At 35.9% G+C, this 11,360-nt stretch carries 11 protein-coding genes; 9 read left to right on the plus strand and 2 right to left on the minus strand.

Going from position 1 to position 11,360, the window contains the following annotated elements; all coding sequences use genetic code 11:
- Positions 1-437 precede the first annotated feature (437 nt).
- Entirely contained in the window at positions 438-1,004 is a 567-nt protein-coding gene (locus VB733_RS20920) for an HD domain-containing protein (protein WP_416336339.1), read from the minus strand.
- A 78-nt stretch (positions 1,005-1,082) separates the two neighbouring features.
- Positions 1,083-2,438: a TIGR03985 family CRISPR-associated protein gene (locus VB733_RS20925; protein WP_323341991.1), complete on the minus strand. Its 1,356-nt coding sequence runs from the start codon at positions 2,436-2,438 to the stop codon at positions 1,083-1,085.
- Positions 2,439-2,552: 114 nt separating this feature from the next.
- On the opposite strand from VB733_RS20925, the gene VB733_RS20930 reads away from it, so the two are divergent.
- The 9 genes from VB733_RS20930 (at position 2,553) to VB733_RS20970 (ending at position 11,340) form a co-directional block, all read left to right on the plus strand.
- Entirely contained in the window at positions 2,553-2,858 is a 306-nt protein-coding gene (locus tag VB733_RS20930; protein ID WP_323341992.1) for a CRISPR-associated protein Csx3, read from the plus strand.
- 64 nt (positions 2,859-2,922) lie between these two features.
- Complete coding sequence (locus tag VB733_RS20935) at positions 2,923-3,849, plus strand: CRISPR-associated protein Csx3 (protein ID WP_323341993.1); 927 nt, start codon at positions 2,923-2,925, stop codon at positions 3,847-3,849.
- Between the two features lie 15 nt (positions 3,850-3,864).
- On the plus strand, positions 3,865-6,207 hold the full coding sequence (gene cas10, locus VB733_RS20940) for a type III-B CRISPR-associated protein Cas10/Cmr2 (protein ID WP_323341994.1): 2,343 nt from the start codon (positions 3,865-3,867) through the stop codon (positions 6,205-6,207).
- Positions 6,208-6,215: 8 nt separating this feature from the next.
- A complete protein-coding gene (locus tag VB733_RS20945; protein ID WP_323341995.1) occupies positions 6,216-6,953 on the plus strand; it encodes an RAMP superfamily CRISPR-associated protein in 738 nt (245 codons plus the stop codon).
- Entirely contained in the window at positions 6,950-8,209 is a 1,260-nt protein-coding gene (gene csx10 / locus VB733_RS20950; protein ID WP_323341996.1) for a CRISPR-associated RAMP protein Csx10, read from the plus strand. Before VB733_RS20945 ends, csx10 begins: the two co-directional genes overlap by 4 nt.
- A complete protein-coding gene (locus VB733_RS20955; RefSeq protein WP_323341997.1) occupies positions 8,206-8,631 on the plus strand; it encodes a hypothetical protein in 426 nt (141 codons plus the stop codon). The genes csx10 and VB733_RS20955 overlap by 4 nt, the downstream gene beginning before the upstream one ends.
- An 18-nt stretch (positions 8,632-8,649) precedes the next feature.
- Complete coding sequence (locus VB733_RS20960) at positions 8,650-9,807, plus strand: putative CRISPR-associated protein (protein WP_323341998.1); 1,158 nt, start codon at positions 8,650-8,652, stop codon at positions 9,805-9,807.
- An 11-nt stretch (positions 9,808-9,818) separates the two neighbouring features.
- A complete protein-coding gene (gene csx7 / locus VB733_RS20965) occupies positions 9,819-10,691 on the plus strand; it encodes a CRISPR-associated RAMP protein Csx7 (protein WP_323341999.1) in 873 nt (290 codons plus the stop codon).
- Positions 10,692-10,719: 28 nt separating this feature from the next.
- Complete coding sequence (locus VB733_RS20970; protein WP_323342000.1) at positions 10,720-11,340, plus strand: hypothetical protein; 621 nt, start codon at positions 10,720-10,722, stop codon at positions 11,338-11,340.
- Positions 11,341-11,360: the final 20 nt, after the last annotated feature.

An 11,360-nucleotide genomic window follows, 5' to 3' on the forward strand; every position in this document is an offset into this window, starting at 1 on the left:
GGTAGGAATGCCCTTGAAACTCAGCGATTCCCGTTCTATGTTCTCTAAAGCTTTCTGGGAAAGCTAAGCCACTTGAAATGCAGTGATTCCCGTTTGGTTCTAAAACCTAATATCCCCGCAAGGAAATGAAAAGCAAAGAAAGTAAAGCACGATCGCGATTGACTCAACAACAACACAAAGGAGCGATCGCGCTTAAACTACTGTTATTCAAAGTATGATTAAATACCTGAGCCAAAAATAAAAAGTGGTGTTTTTTGGAAACAAATACTGCTTTTTCATTATTGCGAGTTCCAAAAACTACCCTATCTATGGAATTTATTCAACAAAAGGGATCACGCAGAGGCTCTGAGAGAACAAGAATATGACGTAGTAAAACTGTAATGTAATAGCTGCTAGCTGCTCACTTAAACTCCAAATACAAATATCGCTCCATCAAACTACTTCGCTAGTTGGTCAACAACCCGTGCAAATTCTTCCGTCATCCAATCGCTACCCGTTTCTCGATAAACTTGCAGCAAAGACTGATAAAACCACAAGGTTCTGACTTTTCCAGCGTTAAATTGATTCCAAATCTCATCACCAAATTTTTGCCAATCAGCAAGTAAAGAACGAGCATTGTGTAATTTGTCTGCGAGGGAAACCATTCGGACGGACACACAAGCGCCCCGGAGGTTTTCTAAATATTTATGTTTGCGTTCTTCCCAAGGGGGTTTGGGTTTGGTGTAGATTTCGGTACAACCATCAATGATTGCAACTATCTCATCTCCAAACATTTCTCTGATTTCTGCACGGATTTCCATTCCTCCCTGGTCTTCTATTGCATCATGAAGTAGTCCTGCGATCGCTTCAGTTTCGTTTCCTCCTGCTTCTAATATCAAAGCTGCAACGCTGAGAAGATGGGAAACATAAGGTACACTGGTAATTTTTCTGGTTTGATTTGCATGGAGACGGGTTGCGTAGACGAGTGCAGTTGAAAATTTTTCTGTCAATTTCTTAGTAGATATTGATGTGTTCATTTTGATAAAAAATAGGAAAAATTATTGTTTCAAAAACGGAGAAGAAGCCCGCACCACACAAATTAATTATGTGTGATAAAGTTTAAGTTCTGCGGCGATTTCTGCTGTTCTAATTCTTCGTAAATCCAAGGGAAATAACACCTCACATTTTCCACCCCAAGCACGTAAGCGCATGATAATTCCATTATCTTTGTGACGATACATGACTTGATAGTAAGCATCGTGGGAAGAGCGTTTTTTGCAAATATCTAAAAATGCTTTGATTTGCTGTGAATCTTTTGTATATTGACAAATTATGCTTTCGATTTGTTCATATTCAATCCTGCGGAAAGTTGAGTGACGATTGGAATTTTTGATATAACGTTCGTCGTAGTCTGCATCAAACCTTAGTATCATTAAGCGGGGAGGTAAATAAAAATCGAATCCCCAAGCTTGATCTAGTGCGATCGCAATTTCATCGGGATTGGGTAAATTATTATTCTGATAACGCTGTTGAAGGTTTTCCGGGATTTTGTCATGATTCCGTTTTAAAGGAGTCATTGCTTGGATATGGTCTAAGCGAAAATTGTACCAGTTGGTTGTGCGATCAGGACTTTCTCCATAACCACAAAGGTAAACAGCGCGTTGAAAGTAGTAAATACAAACGGGAAAAATCACGCAGTTTATATTACCTCCCACCTTCGCGCTAGAATACGTTAACTCCACAGGGGGAACTGGATTTTTTGTCCAAATTTCCTTTAATTCCCACTGACAATTGTCCACCGCATCAATGGTACTCTTAGGAATGACATAATCGAGGTGGACGAAAAACCTTTGTATTCCATTAATTTTATCCGAATGATTTTGAGCGATCGCGCTTAAGTCTTCCTGAAGAAAATTCTCGTAAACCAGTAGCTTACCTTGGTTTTTCTCCTCACTATTATTAACCGGATAAAAAGGAAATTCCCTCACCCGATAATATTGGTGATTTATGTAGACCAACCAACCCAAATCAACTAAAATTTGCAAATCCCCTTGCAATGTCCGACGAGTCACTCCAAATAACCGTTGTTGCAATATCTTATCCAACTCCTTTGCAATCATCTCCACATGGGTAATCAAAGTATGTTTCCATTCATCCTCAGAAACACCATACTTAGGAGAGAATAACCACTCCGCAGTGGATTTTGCACAATTACAATTAATATCATGTGACTGGGGAATTGATTCATCCTTGGGATGGGAAGGGAGAAAAAAATTGTCCCTCCATTGAGCATAAGTAAAACCATCCTCCAACAGCAAACGCTCGCGACTTTCTCCGTATAAACTCCGCAACCACACCCATAAGCGAATTGCACGGGGTAGGTTTTGTTTTAAAGACCCCCTCGCAAACCATTGCAATAAGTCCACATGGGGAATATCAAGAAAATATGGCTCCTGCAAATTTTTAACCTATATATTTTCAATCTGGATTTTTCATACTTCTAGGTTAATCGATACTGGAAGAAGTATATTCCAGTAGCTTGTATGATGTATCCATCCATAAGAGAAACAAAAATGACTACATACAACATCGAGTTAAAAGAAAACCTTTTGGAAATTAACTTTGGGGAACCAGCAGCAAACGATCGCATCGTTATTGATACAGCTGCAAAATTAGAGGAAATGGCTAAAGCTGGGATTTTAAGGGGAGGTCAATTACTCAAAATCAATGGTCCCACATCTATACCTGTAGCATTTGTTTTAGCCCATCGCTTGTGTCATCTGTATGGTGCGATCGCAGTTTTTGACCCAAAATTAGGAAAGTTTGTGATTTGCATCACACACAATCCTGCGTATAATCTGGGAGAATTGATAGATTGATATTTGCTGTACTGTGTGGTTTCTAGATTATTTAGATTGGGTATGCTAACTACCAGTAAATTATATGACCACATATCACATTAACTTTGAGGATGATGTTTTACAAGTTGGATTTGGTGAAACACTAGCAACAGGAGAAAAAATAGTCCAGGATGTAGTGAAAAAATTGGATAGTGCGATCGCATCGGGGGAAATACCGGGGGGTGAGTTAATCAAAATCAACGGACGCACATCAGTGTTGGTGAGCCAGGTTTTGGCGGATAAATTGGGTAAAATTTACAGTGCGATCGCGTTTTTTGACCCCAAGCAAGGTGAGAAAGGGTTAGATAGATATGTCATCACTGTTAGCAATAACCCAAAATATCAAATCGGCGATATTTTAGATATTAGTAGAGCAGAAAACCCAGCTAATATTAAAGTTGTTATTTGCGGATTTGCCAATACGGGAAAAACTTGCTTTCGCGAAGGATTAAAACAAGCATTATTAAAAATATCTAGCCAAATACCAAACACACCCAAATCCTATGTCGTTTCTGGATGTCCCGATGGGGATGGTTCCTGGTTTTCTGATACTGCAAAACGAGATTTTGAGCTAGCCAAAAAATTAAAAGCCGAATATAAAAGTAAATTCACAGAAGAATTTGCTCGATTCAAAGCACGAGAGTTCAAAAATGTTAAAGAACCTATCTTTATTTTTGATGTCGGAGGAAAAATTTCTCCAGAAAACTGCATAATCATGGCAGAAGCAACCCATGCAGTAATTTTAGTAAAAGATGATAATGAAATATCAACTTGGGAAAAGTTTTGTAAATCTTTAGGTTTACAAATAATCGCAATTATATATAGTGATTATCATGGTATAAATGATTTCATTGAGTCAGAAAAGCCAATTTTAAAGGGTAGAGTTCATTGTTTACAGCGTGGTGTTGACGCTGAGAATCGGGAAATCATACAGGCTTTAGCGAGAGTTTTGATAGAGTTGGTAAGTTAGGAGAGGGGGTAAATTATGGCAGATAAAATGCATCCAATCTCAATTGGTATTGCTTGGTGTTTAGCTTGGGGTGAGGAGAAAACACCAAAGTATGGTTTAGATATTTTGCAACAGATGCGGGAAGCTTTGCAGAAAGGAGAAAAGGCTCCCGAACAAGTATTAGATGTTGTTAATACGGTTGAGGAATTAAAAGGATTAGAGGATATTAAGAAATTTCCAAAAACATTGAATGAGTTGAAGGAATTAACAGAGAAATATCCTTTACTTTGGAATTCTAGGATTGGTTTAGTTTACGGTGGTGCGACTAAAATTAAGCAGTATGTATTTGAAGAATCGAAACTACCTGATATTCGCGGTGCTTCCGCATTGTTAGATAGGATTAACTTAGTTGATTTACCTGCTTTCTTTGGCGTTACACCTAAATATATTCCTAAAACCAGCACTCATAATTATCAGCTTCAATGTGATGAAGTACGACGTTGGTTAAATAATAATTATCTGAAACAATCAGATGATGAGAAGAGTATTTGTGAAGCTTTAATCCCCGAATTAATCATTTACTCTACAGGAGGAAATATATTAGCATTTTGTCCAGCAGCTTTTGTTGATGACTTAGCGAATGCAATCGAGAAACGCTATACATGTGAAACATTAACAGCTAACTCTTGTGCGGTAGGGGATAGATTCAAAATACTAGAAATTGCATTCGGTTTATTGCGAGATAATATTGAAGATACATTTTGGCTAGATAGATATCAAAAAGAGTATAAAAACCCAATAGTAGAAGGATTATTTGGAAAAGTAGAAAATGATTCCCAAGCTATAGAAAATTTTAAAAACCGGAAAAGCTTTAATGAACTAACCACAAAATTGGCCATTTTATTTAACCAACGTCGTTCGGGAAATGAAACCCCAAATCGTCCTAGTCGTCGTTATCCACCAATGCTAGACACCCATCCTTACCTAAGAAGAGACGAAGTAGAAAAACGTAGTGCGATCGCGCATATAACCCAACTTACCGGACAACCTTATTTATCTGAAGCTTCCTTAAGAAAAAGATGCATTGGCGATAGAGCAAAAAAAGGGGAAATACCTTCATGGTATACCGAATTGAAGCTTGATTGGCAGCCAGGTATTATTGAAAGCTGGACAAATAAATTTGAAATATTTCTAAAACAAAATCCTGATAAACATCAAAAATATTGCAAAAACTATCATCTTGAAGACATTGAAACCTCTCCGTCTTTGACTCACCTTAGTAAAGTCAGTAATGGTTTTGTTGCTTATATTTATGCTGATGGAAATAATATGGGTGGATATATTCAAAAAATTCGCACTCCAGAAGCATATCAAAATTTCAGCCAAGATGTAGATAATGCAACTAAATATTCGGTTTTTCACGCTTTAGCGAACAATCTTCACCCTCGACAATTGCAGGGAATAGACGAATCAACCTCAAGATTAAATAATGGAGATTTCATCCATCCCTTTGAAATTATTACCATCGGTGGGGATGACATTATCTTAATAGTTCCCGCAGATAAAGCCTTAGAAATAGCGAAAGATATTGGCGGTAACTTTGAAAATATTCTCTTGGGTAATCTTTCAATACCAGGAGAGGAAATCAAAGATAAAGATAACTACAAAATAACTACAGAAAAACCTGTTGATTTACAAGTAATTCATCGTTACCAATGGCAAAAGGCAAAGCCAACTCAATGTAAATTAAGCATATCGAGCGGTGTACTGATTACTTCTTATAATACTCCGATTTATTATGCTGAAGACTTGACTACTCAATTAATGAAATCTGCTAAAGACTATGCTAAAAAAATCAAGAAATATGAATATTTTGGTGGAACAGTAGATTTTTTAACGATGAAATCGGTTACAATGCTTTCATCTAGCATTAAAGATTTTCGTGAAAAGGCATTAATAAAAAAGCAAGGTGCAGAAATCAAACTTTATGCAGCACCCTACACACTTCATGAATTAGGTGGTTTAATTGCCTCGATTAAAGCTTTAATAGCAGCAGACTTTCCTAAATCGCAACTCTACCAAATTCGAGATTTCCTAGCAAAAGGACGACGTACTGCAAGCTTAAATTACTGTTATTTTCGTTACCGACTCAAACAAGGACAAACTCAATTAAGAGAGGATTTTGAAAAAGCCTGGTGTGATGCCAAAACAAATGAGGGAAATATTGCACCTTGGATGTATGAAAACAGATTCGGTGAAAAATATTACGAAACTATTTGGCGAGAAATGGTTGATTTGTATGAATTTATTAAAACGAAAGAAGAGGATAATGATGAATCGCAACAAACAGCAGCAAATATATCCAATACACCCAAGTAACCTATGCCATGATACATCTAGAAGAACTAACTAATACTAATAATAATTTTGTCGAAACTCATAGAATTACAGCAATTATTGATTCTGCATTATGTGTAGGTGCTGGGGGTTCCTCCGGTTCCCTTGCAGACAAACCAATAGTTCGTAACTCGGAAGGTAATTTATTAATACCCGCATCCCAGGTAAAAGGAAGATTGCGTCACGAATGCGAAAAAATAACGCGAGGTTTAGGATGGCCTATTTCCGAATCTCCAAATGCAGGAAGAATGGTAATTAAGAGAAATAATGCAACTCCGGAATTGACAAGAGATGAGTATGAAATTCCTGGATATGAAGATACTTATCATTGTCTAATTAGCCAAATTTTTGGCGACCCAATTTTACCATCACGGGTAATATTCGATGATTTAATCTGTACTGAAGAACCAGAAAATTTACCAGAGGTATTACGTCCAGGTGTGACTATGAACCGTCGTCGCAAAATAGCAGAAGAGAAAAAACTCTACTTTTTAGAAACTTCCCCTGCAAATGCAAAGCTTAAATTTATAGGAGATATTCACATCCAACCCAGCTTAACACCAGAAAGACCAGACTTTGCTAAAGCATTAATTTGGAGTGGTTTAAGACATATCCATGCATTAGGAGGAAGTAAATCTGCGGGTTTAGGATGGTTAACTTGGGAATTACCAGCAATTCAAGTAGATGAAACAGTATGGGAATTTTTGCGAAAAGGAAAGAATAAGTGAAAAAAATTAAGTTAGAAATCAAAGCATTATCTCCCCTAGCAATTTCGCGACAAAAACCAGGTGGTTCGATTAGCGAATGTGAAGGCTATATTCCCGGTAGTGTGATTAGAGGTGCTATTGCAGGTGCAATTTTACAGCAGTCAAATCAGCAACTTAGCGATTTGAGTCAAAATGGTGGTGATTTTCAGACTTTATTTCTAGGGGATAATCCAGCAATTTTTCAAAACGCTTATCCTTCAAAAGGAAACGCAATTTTGAGAAATCAAACAGAGAAAATAGGAGTTTTACCAGCAACAGCGCTTAGTTCTAAAACCAAATCGGGATTTAAAACAGATCAAAATAACGGAGTGTTTGATAGTTTAATAGACCGTTTTTGTGCTGAAAATTATGGGTTAGCTTATGACCCAACTTGTCCAGAAGAAAAAGGTGGGAGAGTTGAACCTTTCACAGGATTTTATAGTAAGCTAAGTAATAAGTACCATTCTGTAAGTATCCAAAAACGTCTGTTAACGCGAGTAGGTATTAATAGAAGACGTGCAACTTCAGAAGAAGAAATACTCTATAGTATAGAAGTTATAAACGAATCTGAAACAAATCCTCAACATGAGAAATCAGTAATTTTTAAATCAGAAATTATTGTTGCAGACGAGAATTTATCAAATCAACTGGAAAATTTTATTGAATTAAATAGACAAAGCTTTCGTATCGGAGGTTCCACTTCACGAGGTTTGGGAAAAGTTGAGATTAAGCTTAATGGTATCGCTATTCAAGAAGATATCGATGCAAAAATAAGAACTAAAATGCAAATATTGACAGATAGATTAATAAAACGCTGGGAAGATTGGTCAAAGATTTATAAACCAATTCAGGAACTAGATAAAAATCGTTATTTTTTCACATTAAATTTACAGTCTGATGCAATATTAACAGAGAAATGGCAACGTACAACAGTTATTTCTGCGAAGATGTTAAAGCAATTTACAGAGATTGAAGATGATTTATTAGAATTAGAAGCAGCTTATAGTAGTTATGACTATCGTTCGGGTTGGAATTCTGCTTGGGGTTTAATGAAAGATGTTGAATTAGTTACCAATAAAGGCTCTGTTTACTTGTTTAGCACAACTCAACCAGATAAATGGTATGCAGCTTTAGCAAAATTAGAACTAGAAGGGGTTGGAGAAAGAACTTGCGAAGGTTTTGGACAAGTTGAAATTTGCAATGATTTTCATTTAGTAATGAGAGAGGAGTCTGTATGAGCGATTTTTCAGAGCAACAAAAACAGCTAAAGATTCAAAAAGGTATTCGTAAACGAGAAGATGAGATTGTCAATTTAATTCAAATTGCATTGGATAATCACAATTCTTATGGAGATTTAGAAGAATCGCAGTTTAGGAATCTTGTGCGAGTTTCTGATGCTACCGATAGTACAGAAGTGATTAAAAATTTTCTCCTATATCAAGTAGGTAGAGATAAAAAATGGGGTAGAGGTCAAGATTCATTAGCATTCCAAATTATTCAACATATTGATAGCAAGATTAAAAATATAGCTTCAAAAATAGCGCAAGAAGCAAAAACTGATGATGCTGATGATTTAAAAAATATTCATTTAGAGTTGACACGACGTTATTTAGGATACGGTGCGCGTTATTTAGTATACAAGCGTAAAGGCGAAATCTAATTTTTCTCAGGAGTTTTTATGCAGAGACTTGTTATTACAACTGTTGGAACTAGTTTACTTACGAATCAAATTGATCGAGAATGCGAGAATTCTGATTATGACAGGTTACTGGAAACTGCAAATTACAGTGATGAAGAGGTTCTTCTGTATGAAGATGTAGTTGAAATAATGGGAGAGCTAAAAGTCAGAGCAGAAACTAAACTAAAAGGAAATATAGATGATATTAGAAAAGCTTGTGCGGAACTTAATGGTATTTATGGTTTGTACAATAATGATTTAAAAGATGCATACTCAGATTATCATCTTCTTATTCATACTGATACAGCACAAGGAAGAGACTGCGCTAAAATTTTGATGAAGTTCCTCACAGATAAGGAAATCAAGAATATCGAGATTTTATGCAGTGAAAATTTTTCTACTGCGAGCAATGATAATTTTTTAATCGGTATATCTCAACTGATTCCTATTTTAAAAAATAAAATTACTCAAGACTATAAAGGCTATACAATTTGCTTTAACCTTGTAGGTGGATTTAAAGCAATGCAAGGATATTTTAATACGATTGGCATGTTATATGCTGATGAAATTATTTACATTTTTGAAGAATCTACTGAGATTCTAACTATTCCTAAATTGCCAGTACAAATTGATATATCACAAGTTGAAGCTCATGAAGTCGCCCTTGCGGTTATGGATGTTGGAAAAGTCCCGATCTCTTGGCAAGTTGCAAATCAAGTCCCAAAAGATTGGGTAACTCGAACAGGTACAGAATTAACCCTATCTATTTGGGGGAAATTAATTTGGAATGAATGCAAAGATAAACTACTTTCAAAAGATAAGTTATTAAACTTTCCAAAATTTGTTTCAAAATTAAATTATCAAAAAGATTATCTTCAAAAAGATTATGAAAATACAACTGATACCAGGATAAGAATTAGATTGCAAGAAAAGCTTGCTAGGGCAGCCTACTTATTACTGAAATATCGTGATGGTATTGCTGCATTAAAAGATGATGACATTCTGAGACTTCGTAAGTATGAGGGTGTAGAAATTGAACATATCAATATTACAAAAAAGGAATTAAGATTAAGCTGCGAAGTTATAAATAATGATTTGTATTTGAGATACTTTGGAACTCATGAGCATATTTATAAAAAAGAAGGAATGAAAAAATAAAGGTATTATTTATGTTTGACACATTTAAAAACCGCTTAGAACTAACAGGAACCCTGACAACCGTAACCGCATTACGGATTAGCGCAGGACGTTCCAGCGAACCCATAGGTTCCGATTTACCAGTCATCAAAGATGCATTAGGTAATCCTTTAATACCTGGTTCCAGCTTTAAAGGAGCCATGCGATCGCGCTTAGAAAGTTTCCTCCGTGGTATTATTGGCAATAATCGCAAATTAGTAGCTAATCCTGCAATTGAAAACGAATGGTCTTTAACTTCTCAAGAAATTAAACAACTTAAAGAGAATTTTTCTGATGATTTGGCTTTAACTGAAGAAATTATCAAACATACTGATTTAGTTTCTTCTCTGTTTGGTTCTCCTTGGATAGCGAGTAAATTCCAAGTACGTGACTTAACCGTAAAATCAGATACTTGGTTTGGACAATATCAAGAACGCGATGGTGTATCAATTGACAGAGATACCGAAACCGCAGCAGACGGAAAACTTTATGATTTCCAAGTAGTACCCGCAGGAACCCAGTTTGAATTTAAAGCAATAGTCGAAAATGCAGAGGAATGGGAATTAGGTTTATTGATGGTTGGTTTGCATCAATTTGAAACCGAACAAATACCTCTTGGGGGTGGGCGATCGCGCGGTTTGGGTGTTGTTAAACTAGATATTGACAAGATGTACTGGTTGGATGTCAAAAATGACCCAAATAAATTACTAACTTATCTACAAGAATTAATCAGTAGTAATCTAGGTGATCAACTACCCAGCTACCAAGATGTTAAACAGTCAAATTTAAAGCAAGATTGGACTGATTCGTTGATAAATTATTTACAAGATTTAAGAAAAAATAAAGCTAAGACTCACACAACATAAGTAACACAAAATTTTTAAGGTGGTCAGTATGGCTTTTAGTAATTTCAAAATTATCGGTGAAGTTCTCAAAGAATATCAGGTTACTTACACTGAAGCAAACTTTGTAGCTGAAACTCCCTTTAATGTATCCCAATATTTTCGAGAAGATTTAGAGATAGTCATGCGGGAAGGAGTTGTTAACAATTCGGAATTTGCTATTTGTGAAAATTTGATTTACCCAGTTCTCAAAGAAGTCTGGAAACTCTACAACAGTAGATTTACCATCTGGAGCCACCAATCTTTAAATTATGATGAAAAGCTTTCGGGCTATCCTGAATATATTTTAGCAAGACGCTCCCCACTAGGAAAAGTTGTTTTCGATAAACCTTATTTTATCCTAGTTGAAGCAAAGCAAGATGATTTTGAAGGTGGTTGGGCACAATGTCTGGCGGAAATGATAGCTGCACAAAAGTTAAATGCAGAAAATTCTATAGTTGTATTTGGTATTTCTTCTAACGGCAGTACTTGGCAATTTGGAAAGTTAGAGGATAACAATTTTACTAGAAATATTACTCCTTATACAATTTACGAACTAGACAAACTCTTTGCAGTGGTAAATTTTATATTTCAGCAATGCGAACAACAGTTAGATAACTTAATAGCTGCGTAATTTTTATTCTTTCCATTGAT

This window comes from Calothrix sp. UHCC 0171, assembly GCF_034931845.1.
Classification (GTDB): Bacteria; Cyanobacteriota; Cyanobacteriia; order Cyanobacteriales; family Nostocaceae; genus Brunnivagina.

What these genes read in the sequence shown, in the direction of transcription:
- VB733_RS20930 (WP_323341992.1), top strand. Translation starts at nt 2,553, where the DNA reads ATGACTACATACAACATCGAGTTAAAAGAAAACCTTTTGGAAATTAAC.
- VB733_RS20935 (WP_323341993.1), top strand. Translation starts at nt 2,923, where the DNA reads ATGACCACATATCACATTAACTTTGAGGATGATGTTTTACAAGTTGGA.
- cas10 (WP_323341994.1), top strand. Translation starts at nt 3,865, where the DNA reads ATGGCAGATAAAATGCATCCAATCTCAATTGGTATTGCTTGGTGTTTA.
- VB733_RS20945 (WP_323341995.1), top strand. Translation starts at nt 6,216, where the DNA reads ATGATACATCTAGAAGAACTAACTAATACTAATAATAATTTTGTCGAA.
- VB733_RS20955 (WP_323341997.1), top strand. Translation starts at nt 8,206, where the DNA reads ATGAGCGATTTTTCAGAGCAACAAAAACAGCTAAAGATTCAAAAAGGT.
- VB733_RS20960 (WP_323341998.1), top strand. Translation starts at nt 8,650, where the DNA reads ATGCAGAGACTTGTTATTACAACTGTTGGAACTAGTTTACTTACGAAT.
- csx7 (WP_323341999.1), top strand. Translation starts at nt 9,819, where the DNA reads ATGTTTGACACATTTAAAAACCGCTTAGAACTAACAGGAACCCTGACA.
- VB733_RS20970 (WP_323342000.1), top strand. Translation starts at nt 10,720, where the DNA reads ATGGCTTTTAGTAATTTCAAAATTATCGGTGAAGTTCTCAAAGAATAT.